Source organism: Ruegeria sp. H6, from assembly GCF_056532975.1.
The window spans coordinates 152,146-169,982 of record NZ_JBQFOA010000007.1 but is presented as its reverse complement, the minus strand read 5'-3'; the positions used below and the strand labels follow the sequence as shown (position 1 = coordinate 169,982).

Here is a 17,837-nt window from a genome sequence, read left to right as displayed (position 1 = left end):
TCCAACACTTGGCTTGGCCCGAGCACCGGGGTAAGACATGACGCCAGAATACATGACAGAGGCCTGGGGGCAGGAATGAGCGACGTCGACAGTTTTATTGATGAGGTCACCGAAGAAGTGCGCCGCGACCGCATGTACCTGCTTTTGCGGCGTTGGGGCTGGGTTGGTGTCGTTGCCGTTGTCGCGATTGTTGGCGGCGCGGCTTTCAACGAATACCGCAAGGCGCGCGATGCCAGTCAGGCCGAGGCCTTGGGTGATTCAATCCTGGCGGCATTGCAAGAGAACGGCTCGGACGAGCGCGCCGCAAGTCTGGCCGCGGTCGAGGGGCAGTCGCCGGGCGGTGACGCGGTTTTGAACATGCTGCTTTCCGCCTCGCAGGTTGACGCAGGAACAAACGAAGAAGCGGTCAACAGCCTGAACTCTATCGCCGTGCAGGGAGACCTGCCCGAGATCTACCGCGCAATTGCAAGCTTTAAGGCGCTGTTGCTGCAAACGGATACGTTGCCGGCAAGCGATCGCCGCCAGCAATTCGAGGCGTTGGCCGCACCCGGTGCGCCCCTGCGGCTGTTGGCGGAAGAGCAGTTGGCGCTGATCGACGTCGCCGAGGGGGAAACCCAGGCCGCATTGGACCGCCTGCAAAGTTTGCGTCAGGACGCCGAGGCAAGTGTCGACCTGCAGCAACGGGCAGCGCAGCTGATCATCGCATTGGGTGGAACGCCCGAACCGGTTGCGGCGCAACAGGGGTAAAACCCAAGGATAACAGGATTTCAGGCGGGTTCAGGGCATTATGGTTACACGACATTTTTCGCGATTTGGTTTGACCGCTGCGGCGTTGTCTCTTCTTGCGCTGAGCGCCTGTGAAGAGCCCGAGGTAATCCTGCCCGGCGAGCGCGAGGATATTCGCCCGTCCGAAGACAACGAATCCGTCGTTGTTCGCGGCACGCAGCCGATCAGCGTTCCGGCCCAAGCCCGAAACGCCAGTTGGCCCCAGAGCCCGGGCACGCAGGCTTTCCGAACCACAAATGCCGCGTTGAGTGCCACTCCGCAGCACATCTGGTCTGAATCCATCGGCAAGGGCGACAGTCGCAAGCAGCGGATCACCGCAGACCCCGTTGTGGCGGGCGGTTTGATCTTTACGCTTGATTCCGGTGCCAATGTCGCGGCCACCACCCTTCAGGGTCAGCTTGCCTGGACCACGGACCTGATCCCGCCCAACGAAAAGGACGAGGATGCGACGGGCGGTGGCCTGGCTTATTCCGAGGGCGTTCTTTATGTCTCGTCCGGTTTTGGCCGATTGACCGCATTGGACGCCAAGACAGGGGCGGTGCGCTGGCAGAAACGGCTGAATGCGACCGGCAGCGGTGCCCCGTTGGTCAGTGGCGGATTGCTCTATGTCGTGGCGGGTGATGAAACCGGTTGGGCCGTGAACACCAAGGATGGCCGGATCGCCTGGCAGCTAGAGGCGACGCCCAGCGTCGGCAATGTGCTTGGTGCACCGGCGCCGGTTCTGGCGGATCAGTTTGCCGTGTTTGCCTTTGGCTCTGGCGATGTGACGGCGTCGTTCAAACAGGGCGGTATCCGCCGCTGGAACGCCTCAGTGGCTGGCGGACGGCGCGGTCGTGCGGCTGCGCTGATCGTTGACGTGACCGGCGGCCCGATGGTGTCGGGCGACACGATCTATATCGGCAATCACTCCGGCCGGACGGTCGCCTTTGATGTTGATACGGGTGAGCGGAACTGGACCGCGCTGGAAGGCGCATCCGACACGGTCTGGCCCGTGGGCAACAGCATCTTCCTGATCAGCGACCGCAGCCAGCTGGTTCGTCTGGATGCATCGGATGGTTCCGTCGTCTGGGCGCAGGACCTGCCTGGGTTCGTCAAAGACAAGCCGCGCAGCCGCGGCCCGATCGTGGCGCATTATGGCCCGATCATGGCCGGTGGTCGCATCGTGATTGCATCAAATGACGGATATCTGCGCTTCTTCAATCCGGTTGATGGAACGCTTGTGCACCGGGTTGAGGTGCCGGGCGGTGCGACCACCGCGCCGGTTGTGGCAGGCCAAACCCTTTATGTGGTTTCGACCAAGGGTGAACTGCACGCTTTCCGTTGACCAAAAGATGCGCTAAAGGGCGCATCTTGAGTCTTGAAAGTTGAATCAATGTCGCTGACCCTCGCCATCGTGGGGCGCCCGAATGTGGGCAAATCCACCCTGTTCAATCGCCTTGTCGGCAAACGCCTGGCCCTGGTCGACGACCAGCCCGGGGTGACACGCGACCTGCGCGAAGGCGAAGGGCGTCTGGGCGATTTGCGCTTTACTGTGATCGATACAGCCGGGCTTGAGGATGCCACCGACGACAGTCTTCAAGGGCGGATGCGTCGCCTGACCGAGCGTGCGGTGGATATGGCCGATGTGTGTCTGTTCATGATCGACGCGCGCACCGGGCTGACGCCGACGGATGAGATTTTTGCCGAAATCCTTCGCAAGCGTTCGAAACATGTGATTCTGGCCGCCAACAAAGCCGAAGGCAACGCCGCCGACGCGGGCGTGCTTGAGGCCTATAACCTTGGTCTGGGTGAACCGGTGCGCCTGTCCGGTGAGCATGGCGAGGGGATGACCGACCTTTACGCGCAACTGATGCCATTGGCGGACGCAGCCGAGGAACAGGCGGTCGATGACGCGCCGCAAACCGATATCGAACTGGATGAAGAGGGTGAGGGCGAAGCACCTCTGATCTCTGACGCCAAACCGCTGCAGGTGGCGGTTGTGGGTCGTCCGAATGCGGGCAAATCCACGCTGATCAACAAGATCATGGGCGAAGATCGCTTGCTGACCGGCCCCGAGGCCGGGATCACGCGCGACGCGATCAGCCTGCGTGTTGATTGGGCCTCGCCCGAGGGCGAAAGCACGCCGATGCGTATCTTTGACACGGCGGGGATGCGTAAAAAGGCCAAGGTTCAGGAAAAGCTGGAAAAACTGTCCGTATCTGACGGCCTGCGCGCGGTGAAATTCGCGGAGGTTGTCGTGGTTCTTCTGGATGCCGCGATCCCGTTCGAGCAGCAAGACCTGCGTATCGCTGACCTGGCTGAACGCGAGGGTCGCGCCGTGGTCGTCGCGGTGAACAAGTGGGATATCGAAGACAGCAAACAGGAAAAGCTGCGCGATCTGAAAGAATCGTTCGAGCGCCTTTTGCCGCAGCTGCGCGGTGCCCCCCTGATCACGGTTTCTGCCAAAACGGGGCGAGGGCTGGAACGTCTGCGCGCGGCCATCCTGCGGGCCCATGATGTCTGGAACCGTCGGGTGCCAACCGCTGCGCTGAATCGCTGGCTGACCGCAATGCTGGAACAACACCCGCCACCAGCTCCGCAAGGTCGCAGGATCAAGTTGCGGTATATGACGCAGGCCAAAACCCGCCCGCCTGGATTTGTGGTGATGTGTTCACACCCTGACAAGATGCCTGAAAGCTATAGCCGGTATCTGGTCAATGGCCTGCGCGAAGATTTTGACATGCCCGGAACGCCCATCCGCCTGACCCTGCGCGGGCAAGGAGACAAAAACCCCTACAAGGGCCGTCGCAAGAAAAACGCGGGCGCTTTGGCCAAACATCTCAAGGGCCGCGCGTAACTGCGCCAATTCGCAGCGTTTTTGCCCTCGGGGCGTGACAGCCCTTATTGATCGCGTTAGCATTCCGTTGCGTGCATCTGTTTGCACGCGCTGCCACGCGGTATTTCCGCCTTAGCGAGCGAAACTTTTGACCGGGCCATCCTGAGGAGCGGGCTTGATGGATTTGAGGGAATATACAAGACAATACGCGGTACAGGACAACAGACTGGCTGCGCTTAGTTACTTCGGCACATTCGCGGTTTATTTTGCATCGCTGACCCTGGCCATCCACTATGTTGACCATTGGTTTGTCATGGTTCCGGCGGGTGTCGTGTTCGCCTTTTCGGCCGTGCGACTTTATGTGCTGCAACACGATTGCGGCCACCATTCGTTGTTTGAGACACGCGAACAGAATGAATGGGCCGGGCATGGCTTGTCGCCTTTCACCTTCGCACCTTTTGAGGTGATGAAGCAGAACCACAACCTGCACCATTCCGGCATCGGCAATCTGGAACATCGCGAGACGGGCGAGATTCACACCATGACCCTGCGCGAATGGAATGAGGCGGATTGGAAAACGCGGCTGTTTTACCGCCTCTACCGCAACCCGTTCATCCTTGTTCCCGTGGGGGCGCTGTTCACTTATTTCATCCGATACCGCTGGCCTAAAAACACAGTTCGGTTCGGCGTGACCGGAGTTGTGCTGCACAACCTGTCAATCGTGGTGTTCCTTGGGCTACTGTACCTGATCGCAGGGTCAACGGGCATTCTGGTCTGGCTTGTCTTTTCGCTTCTGGGGGGAATGCTGGGTGTGTTCCTTGTCTATCTGCAGCACAATTTCGAGGACACCTATTGGGATCGCCGTCCCGATCTGGACCCCAAGCTGGCCGCCCTTCAAGGGTCGTCAGCGCTTGATTTCGGCTGGTGGTTCGACAACGCGGTGGCCTGCATCACCCTGCATGACATCCATCATTTCAATGCGCGCATCCCCTCCTATCGGCTGCGGGCGTGCCACTATAACTTGCCGCCCGAATATACACCGCGTCGGATCAAATTCCCCGAGGCTGTTGCGGCGCTGAACCTTAAGCTTTGGGATGAGGATGCCAAGCGGCTGGTCCCGTTTCCCAGAAAAGGTGCGCGCTCAGAAGTGGCGCAAAGTGCATGATGGAAAGTTACGATATTAACATGTTGCCGCGAGTAGACGAAAGGACCTGAAATGACCGCAGTTACCGAGGTGCGTGGCGTGGGACCGGCGCTGGCACAGGCGCTGAACGCAAAAGGCATCAAGACCGCCGAAGACCTTGCCAAGGCGAAACCGGAAGATCTGGTTGACGTCCCTCGAATAGGTGCCGCACGCGCGCCGGTTTTGATTGCTGCGGCGAAAGAAGTGGCGAGTGTGAAGCCGGCAACAACGCGAAAACGCGCACCGGCCCGCAAACCGGCCACTCCTCGCAAACCTGCGGCACGTAAACCGGCTGCGCGTCGGGCGCCAGCGCGCACCAGTGCGGCCGCCAAAAAGGCCGAAGCCGAGCGCAAGGCGGCAGAGGAAAAGGCCGCTGCTGAACTGGCCGCAGCCGAAGCCAAGGCGCGCAAGAAAGCCAAGGCAAAGGCCAAGGCAGAAAAGGCCGCCAAGAAGAAATCCGAGATGGAGGCCGTTTTCAAAAGTGCCAAGGAAAAGGTGAAGGAAAAGTCCAAGAAGGACAAGAAATCCAAAAAAGACGGCAAAAAGAAAGACGCAAAGAAAAAGTCCGACAAAAAGAGCAAAAAGAAGAAGGACAAGAAAAAGGCGAAGAAGTAACACCTTCTTCGCCCCTCAAACCATCAGGCGCCCCAGCGGGCGCCTTTTTTATGCCAGCGTGCCGTCGGTTTGCAACGTCAGTTTGCCACCCAGATAAGGCGACAGAACCTCGGGCAGGGTGACCGTGCCGTCCGCATTCTGACCATTTTCCAACACGGCGATCAAACAGCGCCCAACCGCCAATCCCGAGCCGTTCAGCGTGTGGACATATTCCGGCTTGCCGCCGGCCTCGGGCCGGAACCGCGCGTTCATGCGGCGGGCCTGAAAATCGCCACAGGTCGAAACCGAGCTGATCTCGCGGTACGTGTCCTGACCGGGCAGCCATGCCTCAATATCAAAAGTGCGCCGCGCGCCAAAGCCCATGTCGCCGGTGCACAGGATCACGGTACGATAGGGGATGCCCAGCTTTTCCAGAATTCCCTCGGCACAGCGCAGCATGCGTTTTTGTTCGTCGTCGGATTTGTCGGGGTGCGTGACCGAGACCATCTCGACCTTTTCGAACTGGTGCTGACGCAGCATCCCGCGCGTATCCTTGCCTGCCGATCCGGCCTCGGACCGAAAGCACAGCGAATGAGCGGTATAGCGGCGAGGCAGATAGCTTTCCTCGATCAACGTGTCGTTGACGATATTGGTCAGCGACACCTCGGATGTCGGGATCAGCCACCAGCCTTCGCGGGTCTGATAGCTGTCTTCGCCGAATTTCGGCAACTGCCCGGTGCCCTGCATCATTTCGGACAGAACCAGAACCGGGCCGTTAACCTCGGTCAGTTCGTTCTCGTTGATATGCGTGTCCAGCATGAACTGCGCCAGCGCACGGTGGATGCGGGCGACACCGCCGGACAGCAGTACAAAGCGCGAGCCCGAGAGTTTGGCGGCGGTTTCGAAATCCATACCGTGTTGCACGGCTTCGATCTCAAAATGTTCTTTCGGCGCAAAATCCAATTCGCGCGGGGTGCCCCAGCGGTTGATCTCGACATTGTCGTTCTCATCCGCGCCCTCGGGCACATCTTCGGCGGGCAGATTGGCGATGCGGATCAATTGATCGCCCAGCAGCGCGTCCAGATCCTTGGCCTCGGTTTGCATTTGGGCGATTTCGGCCTTTTTCTCGGCCACCAACGCACGCAGACGTTCGAATTCGGCCTCATCGCCGCGACCTTTAGCGGCACCCACTTCTTTCGAAGCTTTGTTCTGCTCGGCCTGTGCTGTTTCAGCGGCCAGAATCTTGGCCCGGCGGCTTTCATCCAAACGCAGCAGATCTGACGACACCGGCGCGTCCCCACGGCGCGCAAGGGCGGCGTCGAAGGCGGCGGGGTTTTCGCGAATGGCGCGGATGTCGTGCATGTCTTAGATCCTTGAATGCGTGAATCACTGAAACCGCTTATGCACCATCTGCAAGGCAGGGTGTAGCACCGGTTACGGTTTATCCGTGCCCTCGTGGGATTCATGCGCCAGATGGCCATCCCAATCTTCGACCGGGATTTTCGGCTCGGGCGGGTCGGCCATGTAAGAGGGCGTCATGATCTGAACGCCATTCTCGTTGAACACGGCCACGATATTGCGGTGCAGGTCGGACCGGATCTTGGGGATGATGCTGCCCCGCGTGGTAAATCCGTTGATCTGGTAGTTGATCGCATAATCCGCCAAGGCGGTCCAAAGCACGAAGGGTTCGGGCTTGGCCTTGATTCCCTTGGTGCGCCGCGCGGCTTCTATCAGCATCGCCTCGACCTTCTCGGGCGGTTCTTCATATCCGATGCCCACCGTGGTGTGCAGCAGCAAACCATTGCCGTCCGTCTTTTTCGAAAAATTCACAACATCCGAGTTCATCAGCTGCGCGTTGGGGATCGATATCAGCTCGTTCTTGATGGATTTCAGATGGGTTTCCATCAGCTTGATCTGGACAACATCGCCAATATGCTCACCGATCTGAATACGGTCCCCGATTGACGTCGAGCGGCGATAGATCACAAAGAGCCCCGCCAGCATGTTCGAAACGACCGAGTTCGCCCCCAGCGAAAGCATCGCGCCCACCAGAATGGTCAGCCCCTGAAACGCAGCCGAATCCGATCCGGGGATATAGGGAACAGCAAAGACCAGCGCGATCAGGATGACGACGACACGGGCGATGTTGAAGGTTGGATTGACCCAGTGTTTTTCAAAGTCTCCCAGATCGAAAGTACCCGCCTCGACCGCATCAAAGAAGACCCGCATCCCTTTGATAACATACAGTGCTACCCAGGTAATGAGGGCCAGCATGATCAGGTTTGGAATATAGCTGATGACGCCTTTGAAGATCAGCAGAACCGGTTCGGTCAGATACGTCAGCAACAATTGCGCGAAATAGCGCGTCTCGGCAAAGGCGAGCAGCACGAAGGACAGATAATAGTAGAACCCCAGAAAGAACGTCACCAGCAGAACAAAGTTCAATCCATATCGCACCAGTGCTGCAATGGCCTCGGCCTGAACGCTTTTGGCGGTTGCGGTTTCGACGTCGCGAAGATGACGTTTGACGAATTCCAGCGTTTTGCGTCGAATCCGGCGGTGCAGCCAAAGGATGCCCAGAACAAACAGGACAAACCCGACCGTCCAGGCGACCGCTTCGATTGCACCGCTGACGCGTGCCTGTTCCGTCCGGTTCGCACGATACGAGACGATGGCGTCGTGGATCGCATCCCCGTGCAGGACGCTCAGGACATTCACATCCATCTGGTCCAACGCAGCATCGGCCTCGGTCACGATCGAGACCTGTACGCCATCGGCCAGCACCCAAACCCCCAGATCGGAGTTTTCAAAGGAAATCTCGACATCCACAGCGTCCGAGGCTTCGGCGACACCTATAATATTGTTCTGTACCCGCTCGGCCCGTTCCGTAGCGGGCAGGGCGCTGGAGCCGCGTAGCCGAAACAGGGTTTCCCCGTCGACGATAACCGGGGCCATGTACGCGGCGTTTAGTTCGTTCTCGGCCTCAATGTTTTCCTGCGTTATTTCCTGCGCCCAGACCGGCGAAGAAAGCAGCAGGATCAACGGCACAGCCAGCAGGAAATGCGTCAACGATTGGAAGGGTTTGAAGCGGGTTTTCATGTGTCCTCCTGCCGCTTGACTATAACCCGGCCACAAGACCTGCCTAGGGCATATCTGCAACGATTGCGCGCCGCTTTTTCCCATGGTGGACAAAGATGCAGCTTTAACGAGCCGCCATTGCTTGCAAACAGGCATTCCAAAGCATAGGTTCCCGCCAAATTTGCAGAGAGCCCTCTGCATCATCTGAACAAAGGAATATCCCATGGAAGGTGGCGCAATCGCCCAGTTTCTCCCTCTGATCCTGATTTTCGGTATCATGTATTTCCTGCTGATCCGCCCGCAGCAGAAGAAGATGAAAGAGCATCAGGCGATGGTTGGCGCGCTGCGCCGGGGTGACCAGGTCGTGACCCAGGGTGGCCTGATCGGCAAGGTGGCCAAGGTCAAGGATGATGGAGAGCTTGAGGTTGAGATTGCCGAAGGTGTCAAGGTGCGCGTCGTGCAGACGACTATTGCGCAGGTGCTGAACAAGACGGAACCGGCGAAGTAACTTCGCACGACAATTCCTTGAAAAGGCAGGGTAATGCTGCAAATTGATACCTGGAAGCGGGTTCTGATCTGGTCGGTCTGCGTGATCGGTCTGATCCTTGCCCTGCCAAACGCGTTTTACACGCGGGTCGAAACTTCGAACGATGCCAAGGCCTCGATCGAGCTGGGCGCGGATACGCCGGAAAATCAGGCTGCAGCGGGTGAATGGCCGAACTGGTTGCCGTCATCGCTGGTCAATCTGGGCCTCGATCTGCGCGGCGGTGCGCATCTGTTGGCCGAGGTTCAGGTCGAGGATGTGTACGAATCCCGGATGGAGGCGTTGTGGCCGGACATTCGCGACGCCCTGCGGGACGAGCGGGCCACGGTCGGCACGATCCGCCGGCAAGATTCACCGCCCGATGAGATTCGGTTGCGCATCAGTCAGCCCGACGGGATGCCCCGGGCGCTGGAAGTTGTGCGTGGTCTGGCGCGTCAGGTGCAGACCCTTAGCGGGGTCGGCGCCACGGATATCGAGGCCCGCGCCGAGGGCAACGATACGATCGTCGTGCAACTGTCTGAGGCTGAAAAACTGGCCACCGATGACCGCACGGTTCGGCAGTCGCTGGAAATCGTGCGCCGCCGGATCGATGAGGTCGGAACCCGTGAACCCACAATTCAGCGTCAAGGTGCCGACCGCATCCTGATCCAGGTGCCCGGTATCGGTAGTGCCGGTGAGTTGAAAGAGATCATCGGAACCACGGCGCAGTTGACGTTCAACGCCGTAACCGGCCCGACAAGTACAGAACCGGATGCGCAGGTCCAGTTGGGGCAAAAGCGCGTACCTTCGCTAGATCAAGAAGGTGTCTACTACACTATCGCTTCAGCTCCGGTGGTGACAGGCGAGGAACTGGTTGATGCGCAGCCCTCGTTCGACCAAAACGGCCGCCCTGCGGTCAGCTTCCGATTTAACACATCCGGTGCCCGAAAGTTTGGCGACTACACGCTGGAAAACATCGGCGCGCCGTTCGCGATTGTGCTGGATGACGAGGTGATCTCGGCCCCTGTAATCCAAAGCCACATTCCCGGCGGCTCTGGCATCATCACCGGCAACTTTACAGTTGAAGAAAGCACCAACCTGGCCGTCTTGCTGCGCGCCGGTGCCCTACCGGCTGAGCTTGAGTTCCTGGAAGAGCGGACCATCGGGCCCGAACTGGGACAGGACAGCATCGACGCGGGCAAGGTTGCCACCATTGTGGCCTTTGTTGCGGTGCTGGCCTTCATGGCGCTTAGCTATGGTCTGTTTGGCGTCTTTGCTAACATTGCACTGATCATCAACGTCGGCCTTCTGTTCGGCCTTTTGTCCCTGATTGGGGCCACGCTCACCCTGCCGGGTATCGCGGGGATCGTGCTGACCGTCGGTATGGCGGTGGATGCCAACGTGCTGATCTTTGAACGGATCCGGGAAGAGTTGAAATCGGCCAAAGGCCCGGCGCGCGCAATCGAGCTTGGCTATGAAAAGGCACTGTCGGCCATTCTGGACGCCAACGTGACCACATTCATCACCGCGACGATCCTGTTTGCCATGGGCAGCGGCCCCGTGCGTGGCTTTGCAATTACGCTGGGTCTGGGCATTCTGACCTCGGTCTTCACCGCGATCTTCGTGACGCGTCTGATGATCGTCATCTGGTTTGAACGCCGCCGTCCGAAAATGATCGAGGTTTGACATGAGACTGAAACTCGTACCCCAGGAAACCTCGTTCGATTTCTTCAGCCGCTGGAAAATCTGGCTCGGCATCTCTGGCTTGATGATGGTTGTGGCATTTGTCTCGTTCCTGCTGCAGGGCCTGAATTTCGGCATCGACTTCCGCGGCGGCACCACGATCCGCACCCAAAGCACGCAAGAGATCGATGTGGGCGTCTACCGCGATGCCCTGACGCCGTTGGAGTTGGGTGATGTAACGATTACCGAGATTTTCGATCCAAGTTTCGGCCCAGACGAACACGTCGCGATGATCCGGATTCAGGCACAGGAAGATGCCGAGGCGGTGACCGCGGATATCGTCAATCAGGTGGGTGAGGTGCTTGCCGCTGCCGATCCTGGTCTGCAACTGCCATTCGAATCTGTCGAATCCGTTGGCCCCAAAGTCTCTGGCGAACTGATCCAGACCGCGGTGATCGCGGTCGTCCTGGCGATCGGGGCGGTGCTGGTCTATATCTGGCTGCGCTTTGAGTGGCAGTTTGCGCTGGGGGCGGTGGCCGCGCTTGTGCATGACGTGATCTTGACCATCGGTATCTTTTCCGAGCTTCAGATCCGCTTTGACCTAGCCATTATCGCAGCACTTCTGACCATTGTCGGCTATTCGCTGAACGACACGGTGGTTGTCTTTGACCGAGTGCGTGAAAATCTGCGGAAGTACAAAAAGAAAGAGCTGAAAGAGGTGTTGAACATCTCGATCAACGAAACGCTCAGCCGGACGGTTATGACCTCGGTCACCACGCTGCTGGCGCTGATTTCGCTTTATGTACTGGGCGGCGACGTGATCCGGGGCTTTGTGTTTGCGATGATCTGGGGCGTGATCGTGGGGACCTATTCCTCGGTCTTTGTCGCGTCGACCATCCTGCTGTGGCTGGGCGTCAAACGCGACTGGTCCAAGCCGTCGAATACGGCCGGCAACCAGTTCGCCAATATTGATGCCTGATCTCTTTGGCCAGTCCCCATTGGGGCTGGCCATCCTTGTTGGTGCGGCCTTGTTGGGCGGCCTTGTTCGGGGCTTTTCCGGGTTTGGTACTGCCTTGGTCTTTTTGCCGCTGGCCAGCCCGTTTCTGGGGCCGTTCGGGGCCATCATTGCCCTGACAATCATGGATATCTTTGGACCGTTGCCCAACCTGCGCCGGGCCTGGGCGCAAGTGAAGCGCAGCGATCTGATCCGGCTGCTTTTGGGATGCGGCATCGCCTTGCCCTTTGGTCTGTGGTTGCTGGAACGGACAGACCCAGAGGTTTTCCGATATGCCGTCAGCGGCCTTTCGATTGTGATGCTGATCATCCTGATCTTCGGCTTACGCTACAGCGGTCATGTTGGCCGCCCCATGGTCTATGGCACGGGCGCGGTGGCCGGTTTTTTGGGTGGGATCGCGGGTTTGCCAGGCCCTGCGGTGATCCTGTTCTACATGTCTCGCCCCATACCTGTTGCCATGATCCGGGCGACGATCCTGTTGTTCCTGTTTGGCTTTGACTTCCTCATCCTCGGTTATCTGACCGGAATGGGGCAGATCAGTTGGGCCAGCGTGGCCGTGGGTCTGTCGCTGGCCTTGCCCAACCTCGCGGGCAACCTGATCGGGGCCAGGATTTTCAAACCAGACTATGAAACCCTCTATCGCGGCGCGGCCTATGTCGTGATCGCCGCCGCAGCCTTGTTCGGTTTGCCCCTTTGGGGCTAAAAGACACCATGCGACTGAATGAGATCACCTATACCGACGCCCAGCCCGTCGATGGCTACGGGCCGGGCTTTTTCCGCATCGGCGGGCAGGTTCACGAGGGGCCCGTTCTGACCGGCCCCACCGGAACGAAAGCCTGGGGTGGGTTCGAGGATGCAGAATCCCTGCTTGGCCTGGCCGATCACGTTGATGTCCTGTTCATAGGCACCGGAGCTGAGGTGGCGCATATTCCGCAGGATCTGCGCGCCACGCTGGAAGGGGCAGGGCTGGGCGTCGATATCATGAGTTCAGCGGCTGCGTGCCGGACGTATAACGTGCTTTTGTCCGAGGGGCGCCGTATCGCGCTGGCTCTGATTCCCGTGTGATCAGATCAGCCGTCTTCTGACGGAAATCGTGCGGGGATGTCTGAGAGGCCGGCACCGCAGGGCAACCCGACCCAAGGACGCTGCGGCAAATCCCGCCTTTTGTGCGCGAACACAATCGGCTAAGCGGGTTTCATGACGTTGAAGGTTTCCGATCTGTCCATTGCACGTGGTGGTATCCCGGTGCTCGAAGGGCTCAGCTTTGCGCTGGAACCCGGCCAGGCGCTGATCCTGCGTGGGCCAAACGGGATCGGCAAGACGACATTGCTGCGAACTCTGGCGGGCCTTCAACCGGCTTTGCAGGGCCAGATCGAAGGGGCCGAAGACCAGATCGCCTATGCCTCGCATTCCGACGGATTGAAACCGACGCTGACGGTGGCCGAGAACCTGCGGTTCTGGGCCTCGGTCTTTGGTACGTACAGCATTGAGCCCGCGCTAGAGGCCTTTGCGCTTGGTGACCTGCAAGATCGCCATGCCGGTAACCTGTCGGCGGGCCAAAAGCGACGGCTGGGTCTGGCGCGGATGCTGGTGACTGGGCGTCCGATCTGGATCCTGGACGAACCCACCGTTTCACTGGATAGCTCGGCTGTTCAGATGTTTGCAGACACCATGCGCGCGCATCTGGGGCAGGGCGGATCGGCCCTGATTGCCACGCATATCGAACTTGGGCTTGAGGGCGCGGTGCTGGACGTCACTGCCAACAAGGCCAAACCCAAGCCTCTGGACGATTTTGACGGAGGTTTCCTGTGATTGCTCTGTTGAAACGCGACCTTTTACTGGCCTTCCGCGCAGGTGGGGGCTTTGGCCTGGGGCTTGCTTTTTTCCTGATCGTGACGGTGCTGGTTCCGTTCTCGGTCGGGCCGCAATCGGCGCTACTGGCTACCATCGCGCCGGGCATTCTGTGGCTGGGCGCGTTGTTGGCCTGCCTTCTATCGCTGGACCGTCTGCTGGCCCTGGATTGGGAGGACGGCTCGCTCGACCTGCTGGCGACCGCACCGCTGCCGCTGGAGGCTGTGGTCACGATCAAGGCGCTAGCCCATTGGCTGACCACAAGCCTGCCATTGGTTCTTGCCGCGCCTTTGCTTGGCGTTTTGCTGAACCTGCCGGGGCCGGGCTTTTTCTGGTTGATGACCTCGCTTCTGATCGGGACCCCCGCTCTCAGCGTTATTGGCACCTTTGGTGCGGCGCTGACGGTTGGCCTGAAACGCGGCGGCTTGCTGCTGTCGCTGCTGGTGCTGCCGCTTTATGTGCCAACGCTGATTTTCGGGGCCGAGGTCGCCCGGCGCGGCGCAACCGGGACCGATGTGCAGACCCCGCTGCTGATGCTGGCCGGGATCACGGCCGCTACCATCGCCCTGATGCCATTTGCCAGCGCGGCGGTCCTGCGTATCAATCTTCGGTAACCGTCGCGGAGTTTGATGGATGTCAATTGAGAACCGAACCGAGTCGCACTAGATAGGGCCCATGACCATCGCAGCCAAAGCCAACTCCCTTTGGGAATACGCCAATCCGCGCAAATTCCTTGCGACCAGTGAACGGGTTTTGCCGTTCTTCTGGCTCAGCGCGGCGGTGTGTCTGGTTGTTGGTCTAGTGTGGGGCTTTTTCTTTACCCCGGACGATTACAAACAAGGCTCGACGGTCAAGATCATCTATCTGCACGTTCCGGCGGCGCTGATGGCCATCAACTGTTGGCTGATGATGCTGGCGACTTCGCTGGTCTGGTTGGTGCGCAGGCACCATGTCAGCGCCTTGGCGGCACGCGCCGCAGCCCCCGTTGGCATTGTCATGACACTGATCGCCCTGGCGACCGGGGCCATCTGGGGGCAGCCGATGTGGGGCACCTGGTGGGCCTGGGATCCGCGATTGACCTCGTTCCTGATCCTGTTCCTGTTCTATCTGGGTTATGTCGCCCTCTGGCAGGCGATCGAGGATTCGGACACAGCAGCGGATCTGACCTCGGTCCTGTGTCTTGTGGGGTCGGTTTTTGCAATTCTCAGCCGGTATGCGGTGAATTTCTGGAATCAAGGCCTGCATCAGGGCGCCTCGGTCATGCGGGCGGGGGCAGTGACGGGAACCGATACCGAAGAAAAGGTCAGCAACGTGTTTTTCTATCCGCTGCTGGCCTGCATCATCGGCTTTGTCCTGCTGTTCATTGCGCTTGTTCTTTACCGGACAGGCACCGAAATTCGCGCACGCCGGATCAACGCGCTGCTGGCGCGGGAAAGGCTGGGCTCATGATCCCCGATCTGGGAAAATACGCAGATGCTGTTTTGTCCGCCTATGCTGCGTCGATCGTTCTGCTGATCGGGCTGGTTGTGTTCAGCGTTCTGCGTGGCCGCAAAATACGGGCCGAGATGGAGAAGGTCGAACAGAGGATGTCGCGGAATGGCTAAAATCTCGCCCCTGATGATCGCGCCACCGCTGATCTTTGGCGCTTTTGCCGTGCTGGCGGGCATCGGCATGTTTCGCGACGACCCAAATGCGCTGCCCTCAGCACGCGAAGGGCAACCCGCGCCTGCGGTTGTTCTGACACCGTTTGCCGACAAGCCACAATTCGACGACGAGACCTTGCGGGACGGTGAGGTAAAACTGGTCAACTATTGGGCCAGCTGGTGCGCACCATGCCGGGCGGAACACCCAAACCTCGAAGCATTGGCGGCCGAGGGCATCCCGGTTTACGGGGTCAATTACAAGGACCAGCCCAAGAACGCCGAGGCCTTTTTGAAAGAACTGGGTGATCCTTATACAGGCATTGGTACAGATGCTCAGGGCCGCATGGCTTTGGACTGGGGGCTTTACGGGGTGCCCGAAACCTATGTGATTGCCGGCGACGGAACTATTGTTCTGCGCTTTGCCGGTCCGATTACGCAGCGAGTGATCCAAAGCACAATCCGACCCGCGCTGGAGAAAGCGGCCCAGATCCGTTAAGTGACTTGCCATATGTTTGTTTCGGGTAGTTAAAAATGTGTAGCTTATGTTCCAGAGATCCTCGGAACCTCTGAAAACTTCACCGCTTTTGCACGCCTATTCTTAAGAGCAGTTTATGCATTCTGGCGAACATTCGAAAGCTTCAAGTGGAAAGCAATCGCAGCCGAGTGCTTGCCTCAGTGCAATTCCATCGCATAGTCAGCCCCAAAGGTTTGGTCAAATTCTCCTGAACCTCCGACCGTCGCAGGCGTCAATTTTTATATCGCAGATACATTTAAAGAAATGCAACGGGTTTGGCTCGCATACACAAAAAAGGAAATGATCGAAAGAAAGACGAATGATATACATCACTAAATGATTGTTGCCGGGCAGATTCTAGTTCACTTGGGAGACTCAATTGAGTTTCGACTTTGAAGACTACGTACTCGACATCGCTGAGGACGTTTCAAAGTCCATGGGCGACACGCTTGATGTTTCAACAACGCGCTGGATCAATCGTCCCGTCGGAAACGAACGCGTAAAAGATGCCACGCTTGCGTTCTATGTTGACGGAAAAAAGAGGCATGATGATCTTGTTCTTCTCATTTCTAACCCGGGTTTCCCCGGTGAAGTTCAAGCTGATGTCTTGCAAGCTAGGAGAATGGCGGCTCGCGTCGAACAGGAGGTCGGCCAGAACATCGTAGCACCGGTGAGCGAGGGCACTTTGGGGACGCAAACATATGCGGCTTTTTCAAGATTAAGTCCACTCTCTGAGTTCCGGTTGGTAAGGGCAATGCAGAAACGCCGGGCAGCATCAAGCATTCTTCCATGGCTAGTAGAATTTGCAAAGCAAACAAAGCAGCACAGAAATACGCCAGATGAGTTTGAACGCTACTTTATTCAGCCACTGGTGGCTCTTTGCGATGATAGGGATCTTTCCAAAAATGTAAGAAAAAGAGCGGATGAGTATCTAGAATTTTTGCGCGACGGGCGCGCTGATCTGTTTACCGTCGTTCAGCATGGAGATTTTTGGATTGGAAACGTTTTCTTTCAACGGAGGTTGTTTCCAAACATAAACCCTACACTGGGCGCCTTCTCTGTTATTGATTGGAAAGGTGCGCGTCCGGACGGTTACCCATGTATCGATTGGATGAGATTGTGCGCATCATTGTTCAAAATCGGATCTCGCAAGAATAGCGAATTTACTCTGGCGTATTCAAACGCTTTGGGTATTTCGACATACGATTTCCAAGTTTACTGCTTCGTAGCCATGGGAAGACTTGGTAGTGAATTGGATCATTTTCCAAAAGGCAACTTTGTAGCCCTTTGCGATCAAGTTTTGGAATTTGCGGATTCACACGCGATTCCGAGTAAGGGGTGAATCAGTTTTCGCTTCTAGAAAAACATGGGGATTTCTTGAATCTTTGCCTTATAGCCGATACCCGCCAGTCACGCCCAGTACTTCTCCGGTTACGAAACCGGCGGCGTCGGAGGTTAGAAAGCGTACAACACCCGCGATGTCTTCGGGTCTGCCCGCACGCCCAAGGGCGGTGTTTTCCACAAACAGAGCGGTCAATTCCTCGGGGCGCGGGGCTTCGGGGATGTTGATGGCGCCAGGGGCGATGGCGTTGACGCGAATACCTTGCGGCCCCAGTTCCTTGGCCATTGCGCGGGTCCACAGGTTCAGCGCCGCTTTGCTGGCTCCATAGGTGGCAGCATCGCGCGGCGGCAGAGACGCGTTCATCGACGAGATATTCACTATGCTCGCGCCGCTTTGCAGATGGGGCAGGGCCGCGGTCAGCAGGGCCATCGGGGCCAGCAGGTTGAGGTCAAGAATGGCCCTGTGATCTTCGGGGTCAAAACTTTCCTTCGGGGTGGATCGCACAAGTCCTGCGTTGTTGACGATGATATCCAGGCGGCCAAAGCGATGGATGACATCTTGCACGACCTTGGCCGTTTGATCCGGTTCAGTCAGGTCTGACTGAATGGCCAACGTGTCCTGATCGAAAAGCGCCTCGTCCGGCTTGGTCGACAACCGCGTAAAGGCAACGCGGTGATCGCGGCGCAGGTCTTCGACGATAGCGCGCCCAATGCCACGCGCGCCGCCGGTGATCAAAGCAACTTTGTCCATCGGCCCAAAAGAGCCTGATTGCGACCGGAAGACAACAGAGCCGGAAAAGAAAAAGAGCGC

The 17,837-nt window shown here is 58.3% G+C and carries 19 protein-coding genes; 16 read left to right on the top strand and 3 right to left on the bottom strand.

Annotated elements, in window-relative coordinates:
• The first annotated feature begins 75 nt into the window (after positions 1 to 75).
• The 5 genes from ACR0AG_RS13935 (at position 76) to ACR0AG_RS13915 (ending at position 5,399) form a co-directional block, all read left to right on the top strand.
• Positions 76 to 747, top strand: coding sequence for a hypothetical protein (locus tag ACR0AG_RS13935; RefSeq protein WP_480839847.1), 672 nt, complete (start codon positions 76 to 78; stop codon positions 745 to 747).
• A 40-nt stretch (positions 748 to 787) separates the two neighbouring features.
• The gene (locus ACR0AG_RS13930) at positions 788 to 2,110 is read left to right on the top strand and encodes a PQQ-like beta-propeller repeat protein (RefSeq protein ID WP_480839845.1); all 1,323 of its coding nucleotides are present in this window, start codon (positions 788 to 790) and stop codon (positions 2,108 to 2,110) included.
• Between the two features lie 48 nt (positions 2,111 to 2,158).
• Positions 2,159 to 3,622, top strand: coding sequence for a ribosome biogenesis GTPase Der (gene der / locus ACR0AG_RS13925; protein ID WP_480839869.1), 1,464 nt, complete (start codon positions 2,159 to 2,161; stop codon positions 3,620 to 3,622).
• Between the two features lie 157 nt (positions 3,623 to 3,779).
• Positions 3,780 to 4,766, top strand: coding sequence for a fatty acid desaturase (locus ACR0AG_RS13920; RefSeq protein ID WP_480839843.1), 987 nt, complete (start codon positions 3,780 to 3,782; stop codon positions 4,764 to 4,766).
• A 51-nt stretch (positions 4,767 to 4,817) separates the two neighbouring features.
• The gene (locus ACR0AG_RS13915; RefSeq protein WP_480839841.1) at positions 4,818 to 5,399 is read left to right on the top strand and encodes a helix-hairpin-helix domain-containing protein; all 582 of its coding nucleotides are present in this window, start codon (positions 4,818 to 4,820) and stop codon (positions 5,397 to 5,399) included.
• Between the two features lie 48 nt (positions 5,400 to 5,447).
• Here the strand turns inward: ACR0AG_RS13915 and serS are convergent, their stop codons facing one another.
• Complete coding sequence (gene serS / locus ACR0AG_RS13910; protein WP_480839839.1) at positions 5,448 to 6,740, bottom strand: serine--tRNA ligase; 1,293 nt, start codon at positions 6,738 to 6,740, stop codon at positions 5,448 to 5,450.
• 72 nt (positions 6,741 to 6,812) lie between these two features.
• On the bottom strand, positions 6,813 to 8,477 hold the full coding sequence (locus ACR0AG_RS13905) for a mechanosensitive ion channel family protein (RefSeq protein ID WP_480839837.1): 1,665 nt from the start codon (positions 8,475 to 8,477) through the stop codon (positions 6,813 to 6,815).
• Positions 8,478 to 8,679: 202 nt separating this feature from the next.
• Between ACR0AG_RS13905 and yajC the strand changes: the two genes are divergently transcribed.
• The 11 genes from yajC (at position 8,680) to ACR0AG_RS13850 (ending at position 17,027) form a co-directional block, all read left to right on the top strand.
• The gene (gene yajC, locus ACR0AG_RS13900; RefSeq protein ID WP_480839834.1) at positions 8,680 to 8,964 is read left to right on the top strand and encodes a preprotein translocase subunit YajC; all 285 of its coding nucleotides are present in this window, start codon (positions 8,680 to 8,682) and stop codon (positions 8,962 to 8,964) included.
• Between the two features lie 33 nt (positions 8,965 to 8,997).
• Positions 8,998 to 10,665 carry a protein translocase subunit SecD gene (gene secD / locus ACR0AG_RS13895; RefSeq protein ID WP_480839832.1) on the top strand — a complete coding sequence of 556 codons (1,668 nt, stop codon included), beginning with the start codon at positions 8,998 to 9,000 and terminating at the stop codon, positions 10,663 to 10,665.
• Between the two features lies 1 nt (position 10,666).
• Positions 10,667 to 11,641, top strand: a complete 975-nt coding sequence (gene secF, locus ACR0AG_RS13890) for a protein translocase subunit SecF (protein WP_480839830.1) — start codon at positions 10,667 to 10,669, stop codon at positions 11,639 to 11,641.
• The gene (locus tag ACR0AG_RS13885; protein WP_480839828.1) at positions 11,634 to 12,380 is read left to right on the top strand and encodes a TSUP family transporter; all 747 of its coding nucleotides are present in this window, start codon (positions 11,634 to 11,636) and stop codon (positions 12,378 to 12,380) included. The genes secF and ACR0AG_RS13885 overlap by 8 nt, the downstream gene beginning before the upstream one ends.
• Before the next feature lie 8 nt (positions 12,381 to 12,388).
• Positions 12,389 to 12,742, top strand: coding sequence for an Mth938-like domain-containing protein (locus ACR0AG_RS13880; RefSeq protein WP_480839826.1), 354 nt, complete (start codon positions 12,389 to 12,391; stop codon positions 12,740 to 12,742).
• Positions 12,743 to 12,874: 132 nt separating this feature from the next.
• Positions 12,875 to 13,489, top strand: coding sequence for a heme ABC exporter ATP-binding protein CcmA (gene ccmA / locus ACR0AG_RS13875; RefSeq protein ID WP_480839824.1), 615 nt, complete (start codon positions 12,875 to 12,877; stop codon positions 13,487 to 13,489).
• Entirely contained in the window at positions 13,486 to 14,142 is a 657-nt protein-coding gene (ccmB, locus tag ACR0AG_RS13870) for a heme exporter protein CcmB (RefSeq protein WP_480839822.1), read from the top strand. The genes ccmA and ccmB overlap by 4 nt, the downstream gene beginning before the upstream one ends.
• A 61-nt stretch (positions 14,143 to 14,203) precedes the next feature.
• Positions 14,204 to 14,977 (top strand): heme ABC transporter permease, encoded by a 774-nt coding sequence (locus tag ACR0AG_RS13865; RefSeq protein ID WP_480839820.1) that lies wholly within the window; start codon positions 14,204 to 14,206, stop codon positions 14,975 to 14,977.
• Positions 14,974 to 15,132: a heme exporter protein CcmD gene (gene ccmD / locus ACR0AG_RS13860; protein WP_480839818.1), complete on the top strand. Its 159-nt coding sequence runs from the start codon at positions 14,974 to 14,976 to the stop codon at positions 15,130 to 15,132. Before ACR0AG_RS13865 ends, ccmD begins: the two co-directional genes overlap by 4 nt.
• Positions 15,125 to 15,667 carry a DsbE family thiol:disulfide interchange protein gene (locus tag ACR0AG_RS13855; RefSeq protein WP_480839816.1) on the top strand — a complete coding sequence of 181 codons (543 nt, stop codon included), beginning with the start codon at positions 15,125 to 15,127 and terminating at the stop codon, positions 15,665 to 15,667. Before ccmD ends, ACR0AG_RS13855 begins: the two co-directional genes overlap by 8 nt.
• A 397-nt stretch (positions 15,668 to 16,064) precedes the next feature.
• On the top strand, positions 16,065 to 17,027 hold the full coding sequence (locus ACR0AG_RS13850; RefSeq protein ID WP_480839814.1) for a phosphotransferase: 963 nt from the start codon (positions 16,065 to 16,067) through the stop codon (positions 17,025 to 17,027).
• Between the two features lie 48 nt (positions 17,028 to 17,075).
• On the opposite strand, the gene ACR0AG_RS13845 is transcribed toward ACR0AG_RS13850, so the two are convergent.
• Positions 17,076 to 17,777: an SDR family NAD(P)-dependent oxidoreductase gene (locus ACR0AG_RS13845; RefSeq protein ID WP_480839812.1), complete on the bottom strand. Its 702-nt coding sequence runs from the start codon at positions 17,775 to 17,777 to the stop codon at positions 17,076 to 17,078.
• Between the last annotated feature and the right edge of the window lie 60 nt (positions 17,778 to 17,837).

Excerpts from the sequence above, each read along its gene's own strand:
- ACR0AG_RS13935 (WP_480839847.1), top strand. The coding sequence starts at position 76 with ATGAGCGACGTCGACAGTTTTATTGATGAGGTCACCGAAGAAGTGCGC.
- ACR0AG_RS13930 (WP_480839845.1), top strand. The coding sequence starts at position 788 with ATGGTTACACGACATTTTTCGCGATTTGGTTTGACCGCTGCGGCGTTG.
- der (WP_480839869.1), top strand. The coding sequence starts at position 2,159 with ATGTCGCTGACCCTCGCCATCGTGGGGCGCCCGAATGTGGGCAAATCC.
- ACR0AG_RS13920 (WP_480839843.1), top strand. The coding sequence starts at position 3,780 with ATGGATTTGAGGGAATATACAAGACAATACGCGGTACAGGACAACAGA.
- ACR0AG_RS13915 (WP_480839841.1), top strand. The coding sequence starts at position 4,818 with ATGACCGCAGTTACCGAGGTGCGTGGCGTGGGACCGGCGCTGGCACAG.
- serS (WP_480839839.1), bottom strand. The coding sequence starts at position 6,740 with ATGCACGACATCCGCGCCATTCGCGAAAACCCCGCCGCCTTCGACGCC.
- ACR0AG_RS13905 (WP_480839837.1), bottom strand. The coding sequence starts at position 8,477 with ATGAAAACCCGCTTCAAACCCTTCCAATCGTTGACGCATTTCCTGCTG.
- yajC (WP_480839834.1), top strand. The coding sequence starts at position 8,680 with ATGGAAGGTGGCGCAATCGCCCAGTTTCTCCCTCTGATCCTGATTTTC.
- secD (WP_480839832.1), top strand. The coding sequence starts at position 8,998 with ATGCTGCAAATTGATACCTGGAAGCGGGTTCTGATCTGGTCGGTCTGC.
- secF (WP_480839830.1), top strand. The coding sequence starts at position 10,667 with ATGAGACTGAAACTCGTACCCCAGGAAACCTCGTTCGATTTCTTCAGC.
- ACR0AG_RS13885 (WP_480839828.1), top strand. The coding sequence starts at position 11,634 with ATGCCTGATCTCTTTGGCCAGTCCCCATTGGGGCTGGCCATCCTTGTT.
- ACR0AG_RS13880 (WP_480839826.1), top strand. The coding sequence starts at position 12,389 with ATGCGACTGAATGAGATCACCTATACCGACGCCCAGCCCGTCGATGGC.
- ccmA (WP_480839824.1), top strand. The coding sequence starts at position 12,875 with ATGACGTTGAAGGTTTCCGATCTGTCCATTGCACGTGGTGGTATCCCG.
- ACR0AG_RS13865 (WP_480839820.1), top strand. The coding sequence starts at position 14,204 with ATGACCATCGCAGCCAAAGCCAACTCCCTTTGGGAATACGCCAATCCG.
- ccmD (WP_480839818.1), top strand. The coding sequence starts at position 14,974 with ATGATCCCCGATCTGGGAAAATACGCAGATGCTGTTTTGTCCGCCTAT.
- ACR0AG_RS13855 (WP_480839816.1), top strand. The coding sequence starts at position 15,125 with ATGGCTAAAATCTCGCCCCTGATGATCGCGCCACCGCTGATCTTTGGC.
- ACR0AG_RS13845 (WP_480839812.1), bottom strand. The coding sequence starts at position 17,777 with ATGGACAAAGTTGCTTTGATCACCGGCGGCGCGCGTGGCATTGGGCGC.